This window comes from Paenibacillus glycinis (assembly GCF_009909185.1).
GTDB lineage: Bacteria > Bacillota > Bacilli > Paenibacillales > Paenibacillaceae > Paenibacillus_Z > Paenibacillus_Z glycinis.
Map to the genome: position 1 here is coordinate 69809 of NZ_JAAAMV010000033.1, position 23354 is coordinate 93162.

Annotated in this window: 18 protein-coding genes and 1 pseudogene; 4 read left to right on the forward strand and 15 right to left on the reverse strand. The window is 62.5% G+C overall.

Translation table 11 applies throughout. The annotated features are described in order from the left end of the window. Nucleotide 1: 1 nt before the first annotated feature. From GT019_RS29210 to GT019_RS29220, 3 genes are all read right to left on the reverse strand, one after another. Nucleotides 2-898: a carbohydrate ABC transporter permease gene (locus GT019_RS29210; protein ID WP_161746986.1), complete on the reverse strand. Its 897-nt coding sequence runs from the start codon at nucleotides 896-898 to the stop codon at nucleotides 2-4. A 51-nt stretch (nucleotides 899-949) separates the two neighbouring features. Then, the gene (locus tag GT019_RS29215; protein ID WP_161746987.1) at nucleotides 950-1867 is read right to left on the reverse strand and encodes an ABC transporter permease; all 918 of its coding nucleotides are present in this window, start codon (nucleotides 1865-1867) and stop codon (nucleotides 950-952) included. A 256-nt stretch (nucleotides 1868-2123) separates the two neighbouring features. Next, nucleotides 2124-3290, reverse strand: coding sequence for a GntR family transcriptional regulator (locus GT019_RS29220; RefSeq protein WP_161746988.1), 1167 nt, complete (start codon nucleotides 3288-3290; stop codon nucleotides 2124-2126). 407 nt (nucleotides 3291-3697) lie between these two features. Between GT019_RS29220 and GT019_RS29225 the strand changes: the two genes are divergently transcribed. Further along, nucleotides 3698-5770, forward strand: coding sequence for a GxGYxYP domain-containing protein (locus GT019_RS29225; RefSeq protein WP_161746989.1), 2073 nt, complete (start codon nucleotides 3698-3700; stop codon nucleotides 5768-5770). 267 nt (nucleotides 5771-6037) lie between these two features. Here GT019_RS29225 and GT019_RS29230 read toward each other — a convergent pair whose 3' ends face one another. Together GT019_RS29230 and GT019_RS29235 are read right to left on the reverse strand one after the other, a co-directional pair. Then, nucleotides 6038-6199, reverse strand: a complete 162-nt coding sequence (locus tag GT019_RS29230; protein WP_161746990.1) for a helix-turn-helix domain-containing protein — start codon at nucleotides 6197-6199, stop codon at nucleotides 6038-6040. 3 nt (nucleotides 6200-6202) lie between these two features. Beyond that, entirely contained in the window at nucleotides 6203-6850 is a 648-nt protein-coding gene (locus GT019_RS29235; protein WP_161746991.1) for an AraC-like ligand-binding domain-containing protein, read from the reverse strand. A gap of 116 nt (nucleotides 6851-6966) precedes the next feature. On the opposite strand from GT019_RS29235, the pseudogene GT019_RS29240 reads away from it, so the two are divergent. After that, nucleotides 6967-8195: pseudogene (locus GT019_RS29240) on the forward strand (MFS transporter). A 95-nt stretch (nucleotides 8196-8290) separates the two neighbouring features. After that, nucleotides 8291-9067 carry an ABC transporter ATP-binding protein gene (locus tag GT019_RS29245; RefSeq protein ID WP_161746992.1) on the forward strand — a complete coding sequence of 259 codons (777 nt, stop codon included), beginning with the start codon at nucleotides 8291-8293 and terminating at the stop codon, nucleotides 9065-9067. 124 nt (nucleotides 9068-9191) lie between these two features. Here GT019_RS29245 and GT019_RS29250 read toward each other — a convergent pair whose 3' ends face one another. Further along, complete coding sequence (locus tag GT019_RS29250) at nucleotides 9192-9944, reverse strand: WecB/TagA/CpsF family glycosyltransferase (protein ID WP_161746993.1); 753 nt, start codon at nucleotides 9942-9944, stop codon at nucleotides 9192-9194. A 165-nt stretch (nucleotides 9945-10109) separates the two neighbouring features. On the opposite strand from GT019_RS29250, the gene GT019_RS29255 reads away from it, so the two are divergent. After that, nucleotides 10110-11066 (forward strand): helix-turn-helix transcriptional regulator, encoded by a 957-nt coding sequence (locus GT019_RS29255; RefSeq protein WP_161746994.1) that lies wholly within the window; start codon nucleotides 10110-10112, stop codon nucleotides 11064-11066. A 312-nt stretch (nucleotides 11067-11378) separates the two neighbouring features. Here the strand turns inward: GT019_RS29255 and GT019_RS29260 are convergent, their stop codons facing one another. The 9 genes from GT019_RS29260 to GT019_RS29300 form a co-directional block, all read right to left on the reverse strand. Then, nucleotides 11379-13160: an AAA family ATPase gene (locus GT019_RS29260; protein ID WP_161746995.1), complete on the reverse strand. Its 1782-nt coding sequence runs from the start codon at nucleotides 13158-13160 to the stop codon at nucleotides 11379-11381. A 137-nt stretch (nucleotides 13161-13297) separates the two neighbouring features. Next, complete coding sequence (locus GT019_RS29265; RefSeq protein WP_161746996.1) at nucleotides 13298-14659, reverse strand: MFS transporter; 1362 nt, start codon at nucleotides 14657-14659, stop codon at nucleotides 13298-13300. 160 nt (nucleotides 14660-14819) lie between these two features. Further along, entirely contained in the window at nucleotides 14820-15980 is a 1161-nt protein-coding gene (locus GT019_RS29270) for a winged helix-turn-helix domain-containing protein (protein WP_161746997.1), read from the reverse strand. A 347-nt stretch (nucleotides 15981-16327) separates the two neighbouring features. Continuing rightward, on the reverse strand, nucleotides 16328-17083 hold the full coding sequence (locus GT019_RS29275) for a class I SAM-dependent methyltransferase (RefSeq protein WP_161746998.1): 756 nt from the start codon (nucleotides 17081-17083) through the stop codon (nucleotides 16328-16330). A gap of 228 nt (nucleotides 17084-17311) precedes the next feature. Beyond that, nucleotides 17312-17827: a QcrA and Rieske domain-containing protein gene (locus GT019_RS29280; protein ID WP_161746999.1), complete on the reverse strand. Its 516-nt coding sequence runs from the start codon at nucleotides 17825-17827 to the stop codon at nucleotides 17312-17314. 40 nt (nucleotides 17828-17867) lie between these two features. After that, nucleotides 17868-19115, reverse strand: a complete 1248-nt coding sequence (locus GT019_RS29285; RefSeq protein ID WP_161747000.1) for an MFS transporter — start codon at nucleotides 19113-19115, stop codon at nucleotides 17868-17870. Between the two features lie 331 nt (nucleotides 19116-19446). Then, a complete protein-coding gene (locus GT019_RS29290) occupies nucleotides 19447-20727 on the reverse strand; it encodes an ArsB/NhaD family transporter (RefSeq protein ID WP_161747001.1) in 1281 nt (426 codons plus the stop codon). Between the two features lie 383 nt (nucleotides 20728-21110). Next, nucleotides 21111-21641 carry a hypothetical protein gene (locus GT019_RS29295; protein WP_161747002.1) on the reverse strand — a complete coding sequence of 177 codons (531 nt, stop codon included), beginning with the start codon at nucleotides 21639-21641 and terminating at the stop codon, nucleotides 21111-21113. Continuing rightward, nucleotides 21638-22894: a DNA polymerase IV gene (locus GT019_RS29300; RefSeq protein ID WP_161747003.1), complete on the reverse strand. Its 1257-nt coding sequence runs from the start codon at nucleotides 22892-22894 to the stop codon at nucleotides 21638-21640. Before GT019_RS29300 ends, GT019_RS29295 begins: the two co-directional genes overlap by 4 nt. Nucleotides 22895-23354 lie beyond the last annotated feature (460 nt).

Here is a 23354-nt window from a genome sequence, read left to right on the forward strand (position 1 = left end):
ATCAGCCTTTGACCGAGCCGATCATGGTGCCTTTGACGAAGAAGCGCTGCAGGAACGGATAGACGCACAGGATCGGGAAGACGGCGATGACGAGCAACGCCATGCGCAGCGATTCCGGCGTCGATCCCGCCACGTTGGCGTTGATCGTCTGACCGCCGTTCTGGGATGCCTGCTGCATCGAATTCGACAGCGCTTCCGCTTCCGTCAGCATCTGCTGCAGCAGCGTCTGGACGGGAATGAGATTCTTGTCCGAGACGTAGTACGCCCCGGTAAACCAGTCATTCCAGTGCGCGACCCCCACGAATAGCGAGATCGTGGCGAGCACCGGGCCCGATAACGGCAGGATGATGCGGGCGAAGATCTGAAAATCGCCGTAGCCGTCGATCCGCGCCGACTCCTCGAGCTCCTCCGGTATGCCCTGCAGGAACGTCCGGATGATGACGATATGCAGGAAGCTGAACAAGGCCGGAATGACGAACACCCAAAACGTATTAATGAGATGAAGCTTCTGCAGCGTAATGAAGTACGGGATAAAGCCGGCGCTGAAGATGGTCGGCAGAAAAATATAGAAGGTGAAGAACGTCCGGCCGGGCAGCGATTTCTTCGAAAGCGCGTAAGCCATCAGCGTGCTGAGGAAAACCGAGAGAAACGTGCCGAGCACCGTCCGAAAGAGCGTGATCTTGTAAGCCTGCCAAATCTTCGGATTGTCGAACACCTGCGCGTAGTTATCGAACGTGAATTTGCGAGGGTAGAAATAAAGCGCGCCTAACATGGAATCCTTCCCGTCGTTAAACGAGTACACCAGGATGTAAATGAACGGATAAATCATCGAAAACCCGAGCAGGGCCAGAATCAAGTAATTCAAAATATCGAATGGCGAGAAACGCCTTTTCTTCATGCTGGTTCGCTCCTTCCTGGTAATCAAGGCCAAGCTTGCATAAGCTGGCGGTTAGAAAAGCGACACGTCGCTGACTTTCCGGGCAACGCGGTTGACCGTCAAGATCAAGACGAGCGCGATGACGCTTTGGAACAAGCCTACCGCGGCCGCGTAGCTCAGCCTGCCCTCGTTGAGGCCCGCGTTGATGACATGCACGTCGAGCACGCTGTCGATCGAAGCCGTCGCCGGCCCGCTCAGCAGGAGCAGCTGTTCGTAGCCCGCGCTCATCAGGCTGCCCGTCGCGAGGATGAACAGGATAACGGCGATATTGCGGATGCCGGGGAGCGTGACATGCCAGATCTGCTTGAACCGGCCGGCGCCGTCGATCTTCGCGGCTTCGTACTGCTGTTGGTCGATGCCGGCGATGGCGGCGATATAAATGATGGAGTTCCATCCGATGTTCTTCCAGATATCCGATCCCAGGATCATTTGATAGAACCAGCTCGTGTTGTTCAGGAATTGGATCGGGTCTTTTACCATGCCGATCGACTCGAGAAGATTGTTGACCGGGCCCCCGTATTGGGCGAGCAGCCGCTGCATCAGCGTCACGACCACGACCCAGGAGACGAAGTACGGCAGGTACGAAAGCGTTTGCACAGTTTTCTTGAATTTGACGTTCCGGACCTCGTTGAGCAGGACGGCCAGAATAATCGGCATCATGAAACCGATGAGCAGCTTCAGGGCGCTGATGAGGATGGTGTTGCGAATCAGCCTGCTCGATTGATAGTAGTCGAAGAATTGATGGAAATACTTCAGGCCCGCCCAGGGGCTGCCGCTGAAGCCGCCGGAAAATTGGAAATCCCGGAACGCGACTTGAATGCCGTATAGCGGCACGTAGGAGAAAAGAAAAAACCAGACGAGACCGGGCAGCATGAACAAATAAAACAATTTGTGCCGCCAAATGCGTTTCCATAATAGCGTTGAAGTCATAGTATTTCCCCTTTCGGAAAGTTAAAGAACGGCTACGCCGATGCCAGCCGAGCTGCGGCATCCATATCCTTCCTTCATCTCACCAATAATATATATTAAATATTATATATATTCAATATATTTTTAATAATCTTTAGGATGAAAATTTTTACATCTCAAGCGAACGATCCCCATTAGCGGCAGCCGCGGCTTTCCGGCAGCGCAAAAAAACCGGCTTCCCGTTCAACGGGAAGCCGGTTGCCGCGATGCGGCGGCGTTATGCCGAATGCGGAGGTCCGGACGTCTGGCGCACGACGAGCTCGGGCTCGATGAGCGTCTTCATGTATTTGCCGTCCTTGCCGTGCCCGCGCTGGATGATCTGAAGCAGCATTTCCGCCGCGCGGCAGCCCATGTCGTGCTCGAACTGCTTCACGTGCGTGAAGATGCTGAAATCCTCCACCATGGACGTCGGATCGTCGAAGCTGACGATGGACAGATCGCCCGGCACGCTCAGGCCGGCCTGGCGCGCCATCTGATAGATTTCCACGCCGAGCCTGCCGTTCAGCGTGATATACGCCGTCGCCATCCGGTTGCGGATATAGCGGTACAGCGGGTGACTCTCGGGCCGTTCCTCGCCGTCCATGCGAAAATCCGTGATCATGTGCGCGGGGTTGATCAGCGCCCCCTTGTTCTTGAGCGCGTTCATGTAGCCTTCGATCCGTTCCTGCACCGTGACGGTCTGCAGCGGCGAATCGGAGCAGATGGCGATCTCCCTGTGCCCGAGCTCCCACAGATGATCGACCGCGATTTCCGCGCCCATCCTGCCGTCCGCGGCGATGTAGCTCGTCTCGACGCCGGGCAGAAACCGGTCGATCAGCACGAACGGGAACCCCGAGAACTTCATGGCGAGGATCTCCTCGTTGTACCGCTCTTCGTCGACCGGGAAGATCAGCATGCCCTCGACCCCGATATCCTTGAACGTCGTGATCGCCTCGATTTCTTTCTGCAGCTCGCCGCCCGACAACAGGATGATGCAGCGGCAGCCCCGCTCCTCCAGCGTTCTGCGGATGCCCTCGACGAGCCGGATCGCGAAGAAATCGTAGATGGAAGGCATGACGAGACCGATCACGCCGGTCCGCCTTCCCGATTCGCCCAATTCGGCGAGCGCGAGTCCGGTTCCCGCAGAGCCCGCGTGCGATTCGGCGGGAATATCCTTCCCCCTGCCGCTGACGAAGCTGCCGCGCCCCGGCACGCGAGTTATGAACTTCTCGTTCGCGAGCCCTGAAAGCGCGTTTACGACCGTGATCTTGCTGACGTTGAATTTCCCCATCAGCTCTTTCTCCGTCGGAATGCGGTCGCCTTCCTTCAGGCCTTCCGATTCGATCAAGTCGCGAATGTAATCCTGGATTTTCTGGTAAAGCGGTATCCGGTCAGCCGTGCTCATTCTGCATCACCAATTTTCGGTATTAGATTTAGTATATATAATATATTTTTGCCAGCGGCTATGCAAGCATGATTCCTTGCTCCCAGATGCCCTTTCTTCCGCGCAAATCCGCGCCCTATGGCCTAACGGACAGACTGATTTGCAGGAAAATCGTAAGAACTTTTGTCGAAAGTATTGTAAGACTATATATAATATATTAAACATGTATTGTTACGTCGAAATAGTGAGGTATCCGATCTAAATCCAGGAGGTGAATTCACGCAACGACCCTCGCGGGCGTTGACGCATGCAATCCGGGCAACGATTCGAACACGAATGCTAACGCGTTTGAACGCAAAACGAAAGCGCAAATCGGAAACGCGAACGACGGCTTGATCAAATCATACGAGGACGAGGTGTTCCATTTCATGATTCGAAAGCTTGCGACCGCAGGACTCGCACTGGCATGCACGTTATCCTTTACGATAGGCGCTTCGGCGGAAACGACGACCGCGCCGCAATCGCCCGACAAAGGCGGCGGCGGCTCCATCTCGTGGCCGGCCAATCAGGCGCTGCCGAGCTTCACCAAAGTCAAAACGCTCGAGGTCGCGGATATCTACGACGCGCCGGGCGACGACAAGATCATGCTGACCACGCTGCAGGGGATCGTGAATCGCAAAGAGCCCCGCATGTACGTGCTGGAAAGCAAAGAAGAAGGCAAATTCACGTGGTTGAACGACCTCGACGTGCCGTACAAGGTCCGCGACAACTACTGGGACATCGTCAAGACGTTCAAGAACGAAATCAAAGGCGTGATCGTCTACGATCCGGCCTTGTCCGATTCCATCAACGTGGCCACCACGCTGGCCGGGTTGAAGGACGCCGTCGTGGCAAGCCCCGAGCTGGCGCAAAAGCTGGCCGCCGCGCCATATAACCTGAAGGTGCTGGACGATCTGCGCGGCAAGTTCAAGGATCGGCTCGACGCCTATACCTGGCAGTACGAGAATCTGTGGCAGCAAACGACGCACCGCATGCTGGTCGGCCTGAGCCCGGATACGTCCATCCGCATCCCGGACGGCTTCCCCGCTTCCTTCAAGACGCTCGCCGCGGATACGACGCAGGAGCGCGACGCCAAGAACCGCAAGGTCTACGATCTGGACCTGACGCCGTTCCTCGGGAAGGACGCCGTCTATCTGCGGTTCGACGACGCCTTCACGCAGGACGGCTGGGGCTCCGCCGTTCACGAAGTGACCGTCAAGGCGGACGGCCAGGAGATCGCCCATTTCGTGGCGGGCACGCCGGAGGAGCAGCCGTTCCTGTACGACGCCCAAAGCTCGCAGGTGTCCACGGGCAGCGGCGGTCACCGCTTCGCCGACAACGGCCGTTACTTCGTCTACAAGTTCGCCGCGCCCGCCGGCACGAAGCAGCTGACCGCCTCCGTCGACATGTGGAACCAGTACAAGGTTTCCGCCGGCAACGAGCAGCCGCTGTCCTCCGAGCAGAAGGAGCCATACGGCTATCTGCGGGATTACGCGGTCGCCAACAAAGCGATGGTGTTCTGGCTCGACGCGAACGTGCCTGAGCAGCGCGCGCTGTTCGAGCGCATCCTGTCGGACGTCAAGCCGGGCACGCCGTACCTGGGCTGGTTCAGCAACGACGTCCAAGGGGAGTTCAACTCGGTCGAGATCACCTCGCAGCACGGCGTATACGTGCTGGCCGCCGACTGGTTCAGCAACATGACCGTGTTCTCGGGCACGTCCATGAAAGCAAAGCTCCCGGCCCCGGCCAAAGCGCCGAAGCTGGAAAATAAAATCTACGTCACCTACACCTTCAGCGAAGGCGACAACTTCCAATACAACGAACACCGCCTGCGCGTGCTGTGGGACGATCCGAACCGCGGCAAGGTGCCGACCAACTGGACGTCCAGCCCGCTCTTGTACGACGGCGCCCCGGCCATGCTCGACCATTTCTTGCGCACCGCGACGCCGAACGACCAATTGATCGCCGGTCCTTCCGGCGCCGGCTACTTCTATCCGAACGCTTGGCCGGACAGCAGCTTCGCGCCTTACCTGAAGCAAACCTATTCGTACCTGAAGAAAACCGGCATGACGATTCCGTACGTGCTGAACCGCGTCGACGGCCAAAACGTGCCGCTCAGCGCGGCCAAGGTCGCCGCTTACGCGAACGACTATCATGCGCCGGGCTTGTTCCTCAGCTGGGAAGACCGCCACGGCATCTCGATCGAAGGCGGCAAGCTGCCGGTATCGACGATCCAGGGCATCAGCACGGTGCAGGACGGCAAACGCATCCTGGACGAAGCCAAGGCGAACTGGGACGGCAAGTCCCCGCTCTTCGTATCGCTCGGCCTGCTCGCCTGGAGCATGACGCCGACGGACGTCGTCGCGCTGAACGGATCGCTGGACCAGGATTTCGCCGCCGTCCGGGCCGATCAGTATTTCGCGCTCGTGCGCCAAGCGAACGGACTGCCCGCCAATCCGTAATGAATCCGCATGCTGCCGAACGCGTCAGCTCCCGGGGGAATCCCCCCGGGAGCTGACCGTCGTTCGGAGCCTGTTACGCTGTTCTCCGCGAGCGCGGCAGTCTTCGCCGGCGGGCTATCGGCCGGACGGCTAGCAGCCGGAGCGCTATCGGCCATCGGGCTTTCGGCCGAAAGGCAAGCGGCCGGAGAGTTATCGGCCGGCTCTTGTACGCGAACAACCCGGGATCTCCACGATCCCGGGTTGTTCGTCGTTCGCATCCCCGCTGCGTCATTGCATCCGAAACGCCTGCGGCGTCATGCCCGTCATTTTCAGGAACGCCCGGTGAAATTGGCTCGAGCTGGAGAAGCCGAGCTCCTCGCCGATCCGGGCGACGGTCGCTTCCGAACGGCGCAGCCGGTTCATCGCCTCTTCCATGCGCAGCTTCAGCAAGTATTAGTACGGCGTCTTGCCGGTCGCTTCGCGGAAGGAACGGATGAAATGATAGCGGCTTTGCAGCGCGATGCCCGCCAGTTCGTCGATGCTCAGCGGCTGCTCGTAGCAATCGTGCATGTAGGCCAGCGCCCGCTCGAGATGGGGATCGGTCAAGCCCTTGGGCGGCGCGGTCCGCGGCGCGTCCTGCGAGCCCGCTCCGACGAGTCCGCCGACATAGGCCAGGACGTCGTTCTCGACCTCCTGCGCGGCAAGCGGATCCGCCAAAGCCTGCCCTTGCATCAGCGCAAGCATCCAATGGCGGAAACGGCCGAGCACGTCGCCGGCGTCGAACGATTGCCGGATATCGTGGCGGGCGCCGGCCTCGAAGCGCGGCCGAACGGCTTCCATGCCGCCGTTTCCGCGTTCGCGGACCTTGAGAATGATAACCGACGCCCGCTCCCCGATATGAAAATGATGGTTCGTGCCCGGCGGCTGTATCAGCCCGCTGCCCTGCTGCAGCGCGTAGCCGCGGTTTTCCTGCGTAAAGTGGCAGGTGCCTTGGACCGGCAGCGTGACCTGCATCCATTGCTCGTGCGCGTGCGAAACGTTCTTGAAATCCTCGCTCCCCTGCCACAGCCCGATCCATTCCGTCCTTGCTTTCATCTCCATCTGTCTTCACCTGCACCCATTATAGCAAAAATTGCTCCGCTCGCAGCACTTTTCGCTAACGACCCCGCGCCGCGCGTCCGCTACAATTTACAAAACCACGAAAGGGGTTATGACCCATGACTCAATCCGCCGCCATGACGGCAACGCGCATTCCCGCCGTTTGGATGCTGCTGGGCGTCAGCTTCGCCCATCTGCTCAACGACGCGATGCAGACGGCCGTGCCTTCCGCTTTCCCGCTGTTCCAATCCTCGATGCAGCTGACGTTCGCCCAGATCGGCTGGGTCGCGTTCATGCTCAATATTACCGCCTCCCTCCTGCAGCCATTCATCGGCTTCCTGTCCGACCGCAGGCCGATGCCGAATCTGCTGCCGCTCGGCATGGTCTTCTCGCTCGTCGGCGTCTCGGCTTCGCCTGCGCGGACTCGCTGTGGATGCTGCTCGGGGCCGCCATGTTCATCGGCGTCGGTTCGTCCGTGCTGCATCCGGAATCGTCGCGCGTCGCGCGGATGGCCGCCGGCCGCGGGCGCGGCATGGCGCAGTCGGTCTTCCAGGTCGGCGGCAACACCGGCCGGGCGCTGGCGCCGCTGCTCGTCGCCTTCGTGCTGATGCCGCTCGGGCAGCTCGGCTTCCTCTGGTTCACGACCGCGGCCGTCGTCGGCATCGCGGTGCAGCTCGTCGTCAGCCGCCGGTACGCGGAACGTCTGGCCGCCGAGCCGGCGAAGACGGCAGCCGTCTCCGCTTCGGACAAGCGCGATCCGGCGCCGCATGCCAAACGGTTCATCGTCGGCACGATGGCGCTGCTGATCGCCCTGCTGTTCTCCAAGTTCGTCTATATCGCCGGCATGACGGGCTTCTATTCGTTCTATTTCATGGATCATTACCATCTGCCCTTGTCCCGCGCGCAAATTTGCCTGTTCGCGCTGCAGTTTGCCGGCATGGTCGGGACGCTGCTCGGCGGGCCGCTCGCCGACCGCTTCGGCCGCAAAACGATGATCTGGATCTCCATCGCCGGCACGGCGCCGTTCTCGCTGCTGCTGCCTTACGCGAGCCCGGCGGTCGCCATGCTGCTCTGCTGCGCGATCGGCTTGATTCTCATGTCCGGCTTTTCCGTCATCATCGTCTACGCGCAGGAATTGCTGCCGCGGCACGTCGGAACGGTTTCCGGCTTGTTCTTCGGGCTGGCCTTCGGCATGGCGGGCCTCGGCTCCGTGCTGCTCGGCTGGCTGATGGACACGACGAGCGCCGAATTCGTCATCGGGCTCTGCTCCTTCCTGCCGCTGCTCGGCGTCTGCGCCTTCCTGCTGCCGCGCGAGTCCAGGCTGATGCGAAGCTCGGAGACGGCATGAACGATTGCCGACGCGCGCCGACGGGCGTACAATAGGAACCATGGTTCTACGCCGTCAGCACGCAAGGCATCACGAAAGGAGTTTTCCGCAATCCCATGATTATCGATATCCAACATGTCACTTGGCGGCGGGAGCAGCTGACGCTGCTGAAGGACGTCAGCTGGCAGGTCGCGCCGGGCGAGCACTGGGCTTTGCTCGGGCTGAACGGCTCCGGCAAGACGACGCTGCTGAATCTGGTCAACGGTTATTTCTGGCCGTCCGAAGGCTCCGTCAGCGTGCTCGGCCACCGTTACGGCGAGGTGGACCTGCGCCAGCTTCGCAAAGAAATCGGCTGGGTCAGCACGTCGCTGCAGGAGAAGCTGTACGCCACCGACCGGACGCAGAACATCGTCATCAGCGGCAAGCACGCGACGATCGGCTTGTACGACCGCGTCTCGGAGGAAGATCTCGATCTCGCCCGCTCGCTGATGGAGACGCTCGGCTGCTCCCATCTGTGGGACCGCGAATTCCGCACCTGCTCGCAGGGCGAGAAGCAGAAGCTGCTCATCGCCCGGGCGCTCATGGCGAAGCCGCGCATCCTGATCCTGGACGAGCCGTGCAACGGCCTCGATCTCTTCTCCCGGGAGCGGCTGCTCGCCAGCATCAAGGATTTGACCGAGCGCGCGGACGCGCCGACGCTGATCTACGTCACCCATCACACGGAGGAGATATTGCCGGCGTTCACGCATGCGCTGCTCATCCGCGGCGGCGAGATCGTGCGCAGCGGGCGAACGGAGGACGTGCTCACGACCGATGGGCTCAGCGCGTTCTTCGAGTCGCCGGTGGCGGTGGAAAAGCACGGCGACCGGGTGTACGTGCGCATAACGGATTAACGCGAAATCGCAGCATTCCCGCAGCCTCGAAAAGGGCGGCAGCGAAGCAGAAGATCTGCTCCCGCTGCCGCCCTTTTCGGCTTCGCGCGTTTGAAGTCGCATCTGTCGCGATACGACGGTTGCTTCAGGATTGCCGCGCCGGCGCGCGCTCCTTATACAAGATCGCCTTGAGCGCGAACCGCGGCAAAATCAACTGCCGGCGCCATCGCGACGGCTGATTGAGCAGCCGGAACAGCCACTCCGCGTGGAGCCGCTGCCATACCGCCGGCGCGCGCTTGACCGTGCCGGCCACGATGTCGAGGCTCCCCCCGACGCCGACGGCGACGCGCGCCTGCAGCCGGTCCTTGCGCGCATGGATCCAGCGCTCCGCCTTCGGAGCGCCCAGGGCGACGACGAGCACGTCGGGCCGCTTCGCGGCAATATCCGCCGCGACCCGCTCGTCCTCCGACGGATCGAAGTAGCCGTGCTGCCTGCCGACCACGGATACGCCGGGGTAACGCTGCCGGATCAAGTCGGCCGCGCGCCGGTTCGTCGCTTCGTCCGCGCCCAGCAGATAGAACGACCATCCGCTGCGGTTGCCGGCTTCCAGCAGTTCGAACAGCAGATCGCAGCCCGTCACCCGCTCGGGCAGCGGATTGCGCCGCATGCGGGACACCAGCACGATGCCGATGCCGTCCGCCGTGAGCAGATCGGCTCCGTCGACGATGCCGCGAAGCTCCGCGTCCTGCTGGCAGGACATCGCGATTTCCGGATTGAGCGTCACGACGTGAAACAGCTTGCGTTTCCTCTCCGCGAGGACGCCTTGAATCCGGGCCACGGTCTCCGGCATGGTCAGCTTGGGAACCGGAATCCCCATGATGTTGGAATAGTCGGTCATCGCACGCCAGTCCACCTTCGGTTCGTTTTTCCACATTTTATCATGAACCGTCGCCCGAGCGATACCTTGCGCGCTTGCCCAAACCTCCGCATGGCCGTATATCCTATGGTACAATGACCTCAGCCGATATCCCGTACCCCATCTTAACCGCAGGAGGACCTCGCCATGTCCAGCGACATTTCCTATACGACCGAAGAAATCGCCAAGCTGCTCAAAATCTCCAAGCTGACCGTCTACGACCTCATCAAGAAAGGCGAGCTCGCCTCTTACCGCGTCGGCAAACAGATGCGCATCGACGCCGACGATCTCGAGGCGTACAAGCAGCGGGCCAAGAGCCTCTCCGCTTCGGAACGGCCGGCCCCTTCGTTCGCGGAGCAGCCGGCCGCCATCCAGGCCGCCGCGCCGGTAAACGGCCCGCGGCCCATCGTCATTACGGGGCAGGACGTCAGCCTGGATATTCTGGCGAAACACATGGAGAAGCAGCTGCCCGGCATGCGTCCGCTCCGCGCGCATGTCGGCAGCATGGACAGTCTGATCGCGATGTACAGGGGCGAAGCCGACATCGTCAGCACGCATCTGCTCGACGGCGAGACCGGCGCGTACAATCTCCCCTACGTCCAAAGACTGCTCGTCGGCGCGTCGTACATGGTCGTCAACCTGCTGTCCCGCAATGCCGGACTCTACGTCCGACGCGGCAATCCGTCGGAACTGCTGGGCTGGGCCGACCTCGGCCGGCCAGGGCTGCGGTTCGCCAATCGCGAGCGCGGCTCCGGCGCGCGCGTGCTGCTGGACGAGCAGCTCCGGCTGCATGGCATCGCGACCGGCGGTCTGCTCGGCTACGACCGGGAGCAGACCAACCATCTCGGCGTCGCCGCCCAAGTCGCTTCCGGTCACGCCGACGTCGGCGTCGGAAGCGAGAAGGCCGCCTCGCTCGTCGGCGGCATCGATTTCATCCCGCTTATCCGGGAGCAATACGATCTTGTCGTGATGAAGAACGCCGCGTCGGCGGCGTGGATCCCCGACCTGCTGCGCATCGTCCGCTCCGAGGCGTTCAAGGGCGAGCTTGAGGCCATCGCCGGCTACGACCTGTCGCGAACGGGCGATATTTTGCACGAGACGTGAGCCTTGCATTCCACGGGATGCGTGCCTTGCGTGCATCAGGAAAAACCTTCGCCGCGTCCGGCCGCCGGCCGCGTTCGGAGGTTTTTCGCCGTCGATGCGCGGTTTGCGTCCGAAGCGCCGTGCGCGGCAGCGAAAGCGGCCATCCCGTTCGACTTAGGCATCGACCGTGCCGCGTGTCGGCCGAAGCGCAAGAAACCCGCCGTTTCGGCGGGTTTCTTGCGCTTGCGATATTCCATTCGCGATCGGCGGCCGGCATGATTCCTCCTATCCGATTCGCGGCTTGCGGCTTCGCGCGCAGCGCGCTTAGTCCCGTTACTTCCCGCCCTCCGGATCTTCGTCCCCGATCGCATCCTCCTCGGACGGTTCAGGTTCCGGCTCCTCCTGCTCCGGCGCCTGCTGCGTCCGCTTCGCTTCGTCGGGCGCTTCTTGCTTCGCGGGCAGCGTCGTCACCTTCGGCGGCTCCGGCCGGGTACGGCCGTACAGGGAGAGATAGATGCCCTCGATCTCCTCGCCCGTCAGATCCCCTTGCTTGAGCAGCTCCCCGGCGATCACGTGCACGAATTCGGCATGGTCCTTCACGAGCTTCTTGACCTGCTGCATCTGATCCTTCAGCAGCTCGTTGATTTTCGGCCGGAGCGTCTTCAGCGCCTCCGCGTGCGAGCCCGTCGCGAGGAAGCTGAACAGCTCGTCGCCCATCCCGACCATGCCGAGGTACGCGCCCGCCATCGAGGTCGCCTGCTGCAGATCGGAGGTCACCCCGTTCAGCTTCTTGCCGAGAAACTCCTCCTCGACCGCGCGGGCGGCCAGGCAGACCTGGATCCCGGCCAACATCTCGCTGTCGCTCCGGTTGTACCGTTCGTGCGTCGGCTTCGTCGCGGCCAGGCCGAGCGCGCTGCCGCGCCGGATGATCGTCACCTTCCACACGCGCTCGTGCGGCTTGAGCAGATACTGGGCGACCGCATGCCCCGCCTCGTGATAGGCGACGTTGCGTTTCTCGTCTTCGCTCATGGAACGCAGCGGCTGCTTGAGCCCCCATTCATACGTCTCCATCGCGACGCGAAAATCCAGGTAGCTGGCCAGCTGCGCGCCGCGTTGGTGCGCGATGATGACGGATTCGTTGACGATATGCTTGATCTGCGCCGGGCTGTAGCCGATCGTATCGAGCGCGGCTTTCTCCGGCGTCAACGTTTCGTCGCGTTTCACTTTCTTGAGGTAATAGTGGAAAATATCGATCCGGCCGTCATAGTCGGGCGTATCGACCCACAGCTGCCGGTCGAACCGGCCGGGACGCAGCAGCGCCGAGTCCAGCACGTCGGGCAGGTTCGTCGCCGCGATGGTCAGCACCGCCGGACGCTCCGCCTTCTTGCGCCGCAGGCCGAGCGAACGAAGCAGCTTCGCGATCTTGCCGTTGTCGAGGTTCGGCGGATCCATCTGCAGCAGCAGCTCGTTGAGCAGGCCGGAGCCGCCCCCCATGCCCATCATCCCCATCATGCCCCCGCCGCCGCCCTGCCGTTTCATCCCGATCGCGTCGATCTCGTCGATGAAAATAATGCAGGCGCCGTACACCTTCGCCAGATTGCGGGCCTTCTTGTACAGCCGCATGACCTTCATGTTGCCGACGCCGAAGAACATGTTTTGGAAGCTCGGGGCGGATGCGTACGCGAACGGCACCTTCGCTTCGTTGGCGATGACCTGCGCCAGATAGGATTTCCCGGTTCCCGGCGGACCGCAGAGCAGGAACCCCCGGATCGCCTCGCCGCCCATTTCCTTAAAGTCCTTGACTCCGCCGAGCAGCAGCACGATCCGCTTCGCGTTGTCCACGATCTCGGGGTTGCCCCGGTAATCGTCCCAGGTCGCGCCCGTCTCGCCGGGCAGGACCCAATACGTTCGCCCCCTCGCCAGAAACCAGAATAGCGCGACGAACTGCACGATCATGAACATCATGGCAAAGAGCAGCTGCAGCAGCAGGCTGATAATGCTCAGCGCAACCGCCAGTACCGTCGGTCCGCCGGTCGCCACGTACCAGACCAGTAGACCGATCACGAGCAGCCAGAGGAGGAATTTCCGCCATTTTATCCATCTATATCTCCCCATGGCCACACTTCCTTTACACGAGAACGTCTTACCCCATTGTTATTAGTCTATGGAATAAAATATTCGCGTCTGAAAGAAACAATCCGGCTTAAAGCCCCGCGCGAAAAGGAAGGAGCCGCCGCCCCTTCCTCTTAATCTCACATGGTATGTGATGCCGTTCTCCGCTCATCCCCGGCCGCCGGCCTTCTTCCCCACAGCGCCCGCGCGAAGAGCAGGCCGAGCAGGCCGATAGCCGCCGTCGCCCAGCCGAAGCCCGTGAATACCGGACCCGCGCCCGCCTTTTCGATCATCCATCCGCCGGCAAGCGGGGCGCCGAGCATGACAAGGCTCGTCAGCGTCTGCTCGACGCCGAATACCCGGCCGATCATCGCGGGCGGCATCTCCCGCTGCAGCAGGTAGATTTTCGTCGTGATGAACACCCCGTTCCCGACGCCGAGCAGAAGTCCGAGCGCGAGCACCCAGCCGATCGGCGCGCCCGGACGCAGCATGCCAAGCCCCGCGATCGCCGCCCCGAGCCATACGTAGCCGCCGCCCAAGCCCCAGCCGTACGACAGCCGGCTCCGCTTGTTCAGCAGCAGCATGACCGCGACCGACCCGGCTCCGATTGCCGCCACGAGCCAGCCGAGCAGGGAGGGCTCGCCGGGCGCGAGCTCCCGCAGGAGCGTGGAGAATTGGTAGTCCACCATGAGAATGGCGGTCAGCCCGACGAAGCCGAAGAGCAGCGTATGCCGCACGGGCTTGGCGCGCATGATGAACCGCATGCCTGCGCGCCATTCCTCGGCGGCCGACGGGCGCGCCCTCTCCGCCGGCGATTGCATGGCCTCGATCGCCTCCGACGGGCGCGTCGCCGCTGCCTCGATCGCCCCCGACGGGCGCGTTGCCGCCGCTCCCGCTGCCGGCTGGAACGGGACCGGCGCTTCGGCCGAGCGGACCGTCCAGAGCAGCCCCGCCGAGAGCAGCCTGGACGCCGCGTGCACGAGAATGCAGGCGCTCGGCGACAAGGCCGCCAAAACGAGCGCGCCGGCGAGCGGTCCGGCGATCTTGGCGCCCTGCTGCACCATGCCGTTATAGGTCGTCGCCTGAAGCAGCCGGTCGGTCGGCACGATCTGCCGCGTAATGGCCTGCTGGGCCGGCGAGATGAACGCGGCCGCCCCCGCGCGCAGCGCAAGCAGCGGCATGAGCGCGTAGACGTTCGGCGCGGCGAGAAGCGCCGCGGTGATGGCGGCCGTGAGCAAATCGCACAGCAGCATCAGCTTGATCCGCGGCAGACGGTCGGCCGCGACGCCCGCGAGCGTGCCGAGCAGCAGCCCCGGCAGCGCCATGACGACCGGAATCCAGGCCAGCGTCATAGGTCCCGCTCCCCAGCGGTACACGATCAGCACTTGAATCGCGATGGCGTCGAACCATTCGCCCATCGCCGCCCCCGCGTAAGCGGCGAACATGCGCGTGAATGCGCGGTTTGCCCATAGGCTCCCTGCCGCGCCCGTTGTTTGTTCCATACTGCCTTCCCCCTCTGACTCCGCTTATGCGCATGATAGCTTCAGGATAAGCGAGCTTTGTCAGAGGATTGTCAGAGGGAGACCCCACGAGATTATAAGAAGACCGGACAATCCGTATAACGGAGGCGAGGAACGCGGACATGCAACGACGGGCGGAAGGTCAACTCAAATACCGGTCGAGCATCGCTTCCATGTCCGCCAATCGCCGATTGAAGCCATGCTCCCGCTCCAGCTCGTCCTCCAGCTCGTCCAGCTTCCGCTCGAGCGCTCCCCTCCCGGCATCCCGCCCGACGGAACGAACTCGGTCCAAGCAAAGCCGCAGCTGCTTAAGCGAGACGAGCAGGAGCGGCACGTTCTGCGACTGCCGGACGACCTGCAGTCCGGCATCGACGGCCTGCGACGCTTCCTTCGGCTTCCCGGACCGGAGCAGGAACATCGCCCGTACCAGATGGTACCGGCCGATCTCCCGCAAGTACGGGGCATCCCGCAGCATCTCCTCCAGCTCGCCCATGCTGCGTTCCGCCGCGGCCAGATCGCCCTTGGCGACGCGGACGTAGAACTCCGCGGTCGCGACGGGCACCGGGAATCCCGTCAGGCCGTCCCGATCCACGACTTCGCGGGCGATGGACAGCCGTTCCTCCGCCCGTTCGAATTGACCGGAATCGGCATACAGATCGATGATATTCAAGATATACAGCTCGCGCTTCTGCTCCGGCGTCACCACATCCAATGCCAGCGCCCGCTCGAACATCGCCAAGCCGGCCTGCGGCCCCGCCGCGTACGCATAGAGCAGCAGCACCCAATACACTCTGTCCGCGGGCGGCGCTTCGCCGGTATCCAGCAGCCAGGCTAAATCGCCCTGGATAAAGCGCATGTACACGGCGTAGAAGGCATCCACTTCGATGCCGAGGGCATCCTGCTGCGCGGCCAGCGTCAGAATCGAACGCCCCTGTCCGAAGAGATGGTATTTGCGGAACAAGCCTTGAACGGAGGTCCGCGTCTCTTCGTCCTGCACGGACGGGTTCCGCATCTCGGCTCCCCCCGTCATGCGCAGGCTGTAGCCGTAGCCGCGAACCGTCACGACGGCGAGCTGCGGCAGCCGGACGAGCTTCCGCCGAATGCGGTACACGTGGTCGTCCACCGTCCGCTCGTCCGGATATTGCGACGGCCAGACATGATCCAGCAGCTGGGCGCGCGCGAAAACCTGTCCGCGGCGGTCGTACAGAAACTTGAGCAGCGCGTACTCCTTGGCGAGCAGCGTCACGGTAACCGGCCCGCAGCTGACCGCGAGGGCGCCCGGGTCGAACCAAATTTGCGGCATGAACGGCCGCCCCCTCTCGAGAGAATGATTGTGCCCTGCCGAGCATCCGCTTCCGAGGACGGCTCGGTGATCCTGCCGGGCGGCAGGACGGGCTGAAGTCTTGGTCCATCGCGTAGCCGGGCGACTGCGATAACGCTTGGCGGCCGCTTTGCCTTGCTCCGCGCGCGGTTTGCCCGATCCGCGCGGGAGGTTGACCGCGCGTCCCTGCTCTGCCGCAGCCGGCGATAACGCCTGCCGGGCGGTTCGCGCCGCAAACCAAACAGCAGCCGCGGGCAATTGCTTGCCCCGGCTGCTGCCGGCACGGATGGCTCGGCCTCCGCCGTTCGCCGAGACCTCGCGGGCTGAACTTACACCTCGCCCCAGTACACTTCCGTCTCGTAGTCGAACGCGATTTTGCCGTCCTCGCTCGTCTCGTCGAACAGCTGCCGCAGCGCCGCGATCATCGGCTCGTGGTTGGGGTGACCCGGCATCGGACTGTAGGAAGAGGACAGCAGCCGGCCCTTCAGCCCCTCGTAGTCGAACGCCTGGCTCATCGTGAACCGCGCTTCCCGCATCGTCCCTTCCTTGAAGAAGGACGCCAGCTCGGCGGACGAAATGTTCTTGTGCGTCATCTGCTCGTAATCGGTGGCGTACCGTTTCAGCAGCAGATCGTAGCCTTCCCTGAACGGCGTGCCCCGGGTCATGCGCGAATTCCAGATCAGCGCCGCCTTCCCCTCCGGCTTCAGGATGCGGCCGAACTCCGCCCGCGCCGCCGTCCGGTCGAACCAATGGAACGACTGCGCGCACACGATGTAATCGACGGAACGATCCGTCAGCGTCGTCTCCTCGGCCGAGCCGCACACCGCCAGAAACTGCGGCTCCTGCGCCAGCGTTTCCATCGCGGCCGACCGCATCTCGTTATTGGGCTCCACCGCGATGACGCGGCTCCCCCGTTCCAGGAGAAGCCGCGAGAAAATGCCCGTCCCCGCGCCGATGTCCGCGATCACCGAAGCGGTGTTAAACCCGATGGCATCGTACAGATGATCGATGGCCTCCTTCGGATAGCTCGGGCGGTACTTCACGTAGGTGTCCACCCGGTCGGAAAATCGCTGCTTGCTGTTCATGCCAAACACGCTCCCTTGTCGTTCGTTTTGCCAAGTCCGATTGCGCTGAGCTTTCCCGTTCCTAATACTGCCATTATACACCTCCGGGACGCGACAAGAAAAACCCTGCCCGAATATTCCCGGACAGGGCCTGCTTTCCTGCTTCGCGCGGCTCGGCTTTAGCCGCGCGGTTGCGCGTGACGCCGATCAACGCCGGCGGCGGTCATGCTTCCGTTCCCGGAATCGGCTTCATGAGGTCGAAATAGACGCTGCCGCCCGCGATGATCGGTTCGAACGTATCCAGCCTCGCGTGACGACGAAGGTCGCGCCTCCCGTGCCGTCGAACTCCGCGCCGTGGCAGGGACACCGGAAATACGTCTCCGGGCGGTCCGCCCGCTGCGCTTCCGTCGCGGGCACGATCGTGCAGCCCAGATGCGAGCAGGCGGGCGACATGATCAGCAGCTCGCCCGCCCCGCCGATCGCGACGTACACGAATCCCGACACCGGCTTCGTATACCACGCGTCGACGTATTCCGCTTCGTAGTCGATTTTCGCGACGCCCTGCAGCAGCTTCAGATCCGCGACTTCGCCGAGCTTCACGATGTTGCCCGGCGGCGGCGGGCTGCCGACCTTCCGGTGCGTGACGGCACCGTAATAGAACAAGCCGGCGCTCCCGGCCAGGATGGCGGCGGCGCCGATCGCGATCTTCGCGGTCGTGCCGAGGAAAGCCCTGCGCGTGATTTTCTGCGGAACCTTGCGGTCCATGGCGATCACTCTCCTTGCGAATTGGAAATTCGCGGCCGTGTCAGGTTTGCGCTTGCAGCCTGCGATCCAGCTTGCCCTGCACGAACCACGCATACACGGCATACCCGGCCAGCACGGCGGCGGCCGTCAGCAGGAAGGGCAGCGAATAATGACTGCCCGCCAAGACGTACCCGGCCCAATACGAGGCGATCGTATTGCCGATGCTCCGCGAGACCGTCCGCATGCCCGCGAACAGGTTGCGGTCGTCCTCGGCCACCGCCGACATGCATTCGCTGTCCGTCAAATTGTTCAGCATCGTGAAGCCCGTTCCGCGCAGCAGCAGCAGCACGGCGAACACCGAGGCCGGCATCGCGACCGCCATCAGCGCCACGACGAGCGCGTTATAGAGAAACAGGAACGCGAACGTCCTGCGGCTGCCCCACCGATCCACGATGTACGGCATCGCCATCGAGCCGACGAAGAAGAAGAACCCGGACAGCGCGAGCAGACCGGATATGCCGCCGTCTCCCATCTCGAACCTGAATTTCAGGATCACATTCAGAAACGGGCTGAGCAGCCCGAACGCGAAGCCGGAGCTGAAGATCAACAGCGACAGCAGCAGCAGAAAGCCCATCGCGTGCCTCCGCTTCGGCTTGGCCGCAGGTTCGCCGGACTTCGCGCCCCCGCGCTCCGCCGCGTTCTCCGCCTTTGCGTGCGTGGAAGGCAGCAGCAGTCCTCGCAAAATGCCGGCCAGCGCCAGGCAGCCGCCTGCAATGAAGAAGGCGTATTGATAAATCGTGGTATGCCCCGGCAGCCAATCCGGCAGATAGCCGCCGAGCCACGTCCCGACGCCGGTAAAGAGCGTGAACATGGCGAAGAGCAGCGAATAGGCGCTCGTCTCTTCCTTCTTGGTCCGGCAGTATTGGAAGATGAGCTGGATCTCGGAGTTGACGACCGCCGCGATGCCGAGCGACCAGATCAGCTGCGCCGCGGTGACCGCGGCCAAAGTCGTGGCGAAGCCGAACAGCGCCAGCGACAGGAACGCCATCAGCATGCCGGTTACGAGCATCGGCTTGCGTCCGACCCGCTTGACGACGAAGCCTGCCGGGAGGCTCGTCAATCCCGTGGTGAGCGCGCCCAGCGAGGCAATTCGGCCGATGTCGCCTTTGGAGAAGCCGAGGTCCAAGAGATGCAGGTTCAGGATAAGGCCGAAGATGCCCGCCGCGATGCCGAACAAGCTTTCCGTCGCGATGAACCGTTTCACGCCGGGGGATAAATCACGTACTAAATGCAGGGTATATGTCCACATGAGTTGCGCCTTTCCTCTTGCTGCGGTATGTGCTTCATCTTACATGGCGGCGGCTTCCGGTTCAATCTTATTTCTCCGGAACGACCCGGAATCGGAAATATTGGCCGGCATCGCCGTCGCAGCCCGTCAGCACGTAATTGTCGGCGCCGGCGCCCGCCGAGCTCGGCCTGCGCAAGTCGTCGCCGTACGCATCGGGGCGTTATCGTACGTGAAGCGGATCTGCTTTCCGGCGTACGTCAGTTCGTTGAAGATCGGGTCCGCTTTCCCCTCGACTATTCGACACCGAAAGCACTGCAAAGTTTCATTTTTTTCCAAATAAGCGAGAACGGCTTCAAAGGAGGTAACGTACGTAGACATACCCGCTGGCCAGCGCGACCGACAGGAGCATGAGCGGGAACGCCACCTTCATGTAAGCGACGAAACGGATCGGATGGCCTTCCTTCGCGGCCAGGCCGGCCGCGACCAGATTGGCGCTCGCCCCGATCAGGGTGCCGTTGCCGCCCAAGCAGGCGCCGAGCGCGAGACTCCACCACAGCGGCTCCATATTATCGACGCCGCGCGCCCCCATCTCCTGAATAAGCGGAATCATCGTCGCCACGAACGGAATATTGTCCACGAACGCGGAGGCGATCGCGCTGAGCCACAGAATCAGCATGGAAGCCGCCGCGACGTTGCCGCCCGTGAGGTCGATCGCCTTGGCGGCAAGCTCGGCCATGACTCCGGTCTCGACCAGCCCCGACACGAGCACGAACAACCCGGCGAAGAAAAAGATCGTCGGCCACTCCACTTTCTTGAACGCCTCTTCCATGCGATGCTCGCCCGCCAGCAGCAGCAGGACGAACGCGCCCGCGAGCGCGACGGCCGCGGATTCCAGATGCAGCGCCTGGTGCAGGAAGAAGGCCAGGACCGTCAGTCCCATGACGCTTAGGCTCTTGACCAGCAGCCGGACGTCGGTGATCAGCCCGAACGGGTCCAGCTCCATAAGACTTCTCTGCCTCTCCGGCGTCGTCCGGAGCCCCTTGCGGTAGAGCAGGACGAAGAGCGGCACGTAAGCCGCCATGACGATCGCCGCGATCGGGGCCAGGTTGACGATGAACGCCCCGAACGTCAGCTCCCTCACCGCGCTGCCGATCATGATGTTGGGCGGGTCCCCGATCAGGGTAGCCGTGCCCCCGACGTTGGAGGCGATGACTTGCGTGATCAGGAACGGAATCGGCGAGAGGCCGAGCCGCCTCGCGATGCTGAAGGTGACGGGAACCATGAGCAGAATCGTCGTCACGTTGTCCAGGAAAGCCGAGGCGACCGCCGTGATCAGCGCGAGCGCGACCAGGATACGGACGGGCTCGCCCTTCGCCCGCTTCGCGGTCCATGCCGCCGCGAACGCGAACACGCCCGTATCGGCGGTGACCGAGACGATGATCATCATGCCGATCAAGAGGCCCAGCGTGTTGAAATCGATGTGCCGCAGCGCCGTCTCTTGATCCACGATGCCGAGCGCGATGACGAGAAGCCCGCCGATCATCGCCACGATCGTCCGATGGATTTTCTCCGACACGATAAGTGCGTAAGCGGCCAGAAAGATTCCGATGGCCCAAACGGCTTGCTGTTCCATAGCGCCCTCCTTGTCGGTTACGGCTGCCTTATTCTTTGGTTTTCCCAAAAAAAGACAAAAAGAGCCCGTCAGTGACAGGCTCCTCCAGTAACGCGGTATGAATGATTGTTGCCTTTATTCTACACGCAAATGATAGTCGCTGTAAACCCGCGGACGGGCCTTGCTCGTTTTCCGTCTTGCATTCGTCTGGCTTTCCGTTGGCTTTTCTTTGGCTCTCCGTGCCCCATTCCGTTGTTTCCGTGCGTCATTCCGTGCTTGCTTCATTGCGCCGGTTCTTGGTTTCATCCCGTTGTTCCGTGCGCCGTTCCTTCGTTTCGCTGCGTCATTCCGATGCTTCCTTGCGCCGTTCCATTCCTCGTCATCCGTTCCCGGTCCGCGCCCGTTCACTTCGGCCTCATCGTGCCTTCCTTGAGCAGCACGCCCAGCTCCGACGTATACCGGGCCAGCTTCATGCTGATCTCGGAGCGCATCACGTCGCGCGTCATGCCGAACCGGTCCTCGTAGCCCCGGCAGTAGTAGCGGTGGTACACGACCAGATCCGACTGCTCCTCGTTCAGAATCCGGATGTTCCGCTGCTTCAGGTCCCGCTGCAGCGCGTGCAAATCCTGCGAGACCCGGTCCAGAATCTTCTGTCCCGCCATCAGGAACGCGCGCTTCAGCACCGTCGTCGTATGCTCCACGTCGGCGATGCTCCGCTCCACGATCTTCACGATATGCGGCAGCAGAATGTAATCGCGCAGCATCGTCCGTTCCTCCGTCGTGATGAGGTTCCCCTTCGGCGGGCGCGCCTGCGCCTGCACGGCGGCCGCGGCGCTCTGCGCGCCCCCTTCCGCATGATGCTCGTCGTAGCGCTCCACGTGCTCGGTCAACAACATTTTGGATTTCCAGCGTTCATTGCCGTCCAGCTTGCTCATTTGTAGTGTCCTCCAATTTGCTCCGCCCTTTCCCGCGCCACGCCGGATTCCAGCAGCGACGAGGCGCGCATGATGGCCGTGCTTCCGTAGCGCTCCTTGATGGCGTCGATGGCCCGCTCCTTGCTGTAAGCGCGGGAACGGTCCTCGAACAGCGTCAGCTGAATGACGCTGTCGTCCGACAATTGCCCCAAGGCAATGCTCAGCCGGCTGATCGGCAGTCCGTTCCAATGCTCCCTGAACAGCTTGAGCGCGGCCGCCGCTACCTCGTGGGTCAAGGACGTCGGCTGCGGCAGGGTCGTCTGCCGGCTGAACCAGCAGGAACGGACGCCGTCGGTTTCCGCCGCGGACACCGACACGACCGAGCCCATGAACCGGTTGCGCCGCGTGCGCTGGCAGACCTCCACGACCAGCTCCAGCAGCACGACCTCGATGTCCTTCAGCTCGCGGTACAGATTCCAGCGCAACGCTTTGCCATGGCTGACGGACTTGAGCTGATGCCGGATGCCGGGCTCCACGGGACTCGGATCGATGCCCCGCGCGGTCTGCCAGTAGTAGCCGGCCTGGATGTCGCTCTGCTTGCCCATCTCGCGCCGCATGCGCCGCTTGAATTCGCCGAAGTCCATGCGGGCGATGTCGCCGATGCGCGACAAGCCCATGCGGGTGAAATGCCGGGTCATCGCGGAGGCGACCATGAACATCTGATGCACGGGCAGTTCCCAGAGCGTGGACTCCAATTTGTCGTAAGAAAGCTCGAAGACGCCCTCGTCGGTTTTCTTGGCATAGTTGTCGGTCGCCATCTTGGCGAGAATCTTCGTCGGTCCGATGCCGACCCGCGACCAAACGCCGGTCGAGAGCTGAACGTCCTTCTGGATGCGCGCGGCCAGCTCCTGCGGGGACTCGCCGAAATAAGCCAGCGAACCCGTCACGTCCAGAAACTGCTCGTCGATGCTGTACGGCTCCACGAGCTCCGTATAAGATTCGAAGATGCGGGTGATCAATAAGGAGACTTGGATGTACGTCCCCATCCGGGGCCGGATGACGACGAGATCCGGGCATCTCGCCAGCGCCTCCCCGACGCGCGAGGCCGTCGTCACGCCGCGCGACTTGGCGATGGGGCATGCCGCGAGCACGATGCCGTTCATCCTCGTCGGGTCGCCGACGGCAACGGGCTTGTCGCTATACTCCGGATGAGCCGCCTTCTCCACGGAAGCGTAGAAGGACTGTCCGTCGATCAGGAAAATATGCCTCGACATCTATGAACCCTCCTTCGATACGCGAATATATGTTCGTATGTTCTTATTATATACCGAATGTGCGTTCCCAATGCAAGGGAAATATCTCCCTGTTCGTCCGATTTCCGCGCTTGCCCGCGGACGCCGGCACGCCGTTGCCCGGAGCAGCAGCGTTCCACCACATTCCGCCGCGCTCGGGCACGTTCCTCCGCCCCTGCCGCGTTCCGCCACATTCCATCGCGCTCGGTCACGTTCCGCCGCCCTGCCACATTCCATCGCGCCCTGCCACATTCCATCGCGCTCGGCCACATTCCATCGCGCCCTGCCCACATTCCGCCGCGCTCGGCCGCATCCTGCGCGACCGGCGCGTGCTTTTGCAGGAAAATTGTACCTGAAAGCGCTTAAATGTACCTTGTCCCGGCGCGCGGGGAACCGCTATGATCATAAAAGAAAGCGCTGCCATTTTGCGATGCAGCCCGCC

Excerpts from the sequence above, each read along its gene's own strand:
- GT019_RS29210 (WP_161746986.1), bottom strand. The coding sequence starts at position 898 with ATGAAGAAAAGGCGTTTCTCGCCATTCGATATTTTGAATTACTTGATT.
- GT019_RS29215 (WP_161746987.1), bottom strand. The coding sequence starts at position 1,867 with ATGACTTCAACGCTATTATGGAAACGCATTTGGCGGCACAAATTGTTT.
- GT019_RS29220 (WP_161746988.1), bottom strand. The coding sequence starts at position 3,290 with ATGAGCACGGCTGACCGGATACCGCTTTACCAGAAAATCCAGGATTAC.
- GT019_RS29225 (WP_161746989.1), top strand. The coding sequence starts at position 3,698 with ATGATTCGAAAGCTTGCGACCGCAGGACTCGCACTGGCATGCACGTTA.
- GT019_RS29235 (WP_161746991.1), bottom strand. The coding sequence starts at position 6,850 with ATGGAGATGAAAGCAAGGACGGAATGGATCGGGCTGTGGCAGGGGAGC.
- GT019_RS29245 (WP_161746992.1), top strand. The coding sequence starts at position 8,291 with ATGATTATCGATATCCAACATGTCACTTGGCGGCGGGAGCAGCTGACG.
- GT019_RS29250 (WP_161746993.1), bottom strand. The coding sequence starts at position 9,944 with ATGACCGACTATTCCAACATCATGGGGATTCCGGTTCCCAAGCTGACC.
- GT019_RS29255 (WP_161746994.1), top strand. The coding sequence starts at position 10,110 with ATGTCCAGCGACATTTCCTATACGACCGAAGAAATCGCCAAGCTGCTC.
- GT019_RS29260 (WP_161746995.1), bottom strand. The coding sequence starts at position 13,160 with ATGGGGAGATATAGATGGATAAAATGGCGGAAATTCCTCCTCTGGCTG.
- GT019_RS29265 (WP_161746996.1), bottom strand. The coding sequence starts at position 14,659 with ATGGAACAAACAACGGGCGCGGCAGGGAGCCTATGGGCAAACCGCGCA.
- GT019_RS29270 (WP_161746997.1), bottom strand. The coding sequence starts at position 15,980 with ATGCCGCAAATTTGGTTCGACCCGGGCGCCCTCGCGGTCAGCTGCGGG.
- GT019_RS29275 (WP_161746998.1), bottom strand. The coding sequence starts at position 17,083 with ATGAACAGCAAGCAGCGATTTTCCGACCGGGTGGACACCTACGTGAAG.
- GT019_RS29280 (WP_161746999.1), bottom strand. The coding sequence starts at position 17,827 with ATGGACCGCAAGGTTCCGCAGAAAATCACGCGCAGGGCTTTCCTCGGC.
- GT019_RS29285 (WP_161747000.1), bottom strand. The coding sequence starts at position 19,115 with ATGTGGACATATACCCTGCATTTAGTACGTGATTTATCCCCCGGCGTG.
- GT019_RS29290 (WP_161747001.1), bottom strand. The coding sequence starts at position 20,727 with ATGGAACAGCAAGCCGTTTGGGCCATCGGAATCTTTCTGGCCGCTTAC.
- GT019_RS29295 (WP_161747002.1), bottom strand. The coding sequence starts at position 21,641 with ATGAGCAAGCTGGACGGCAATGAACGCTGGAAATCCAAAATGTTGTTG.
- GT019_RS29300 (WP_161747003.1), bottom strand. The coding sequence starts at position 22,894 with ATGTCGAGGCATATTTTCCTGATCGACGGACAGTCCTTCTACGCTTCC.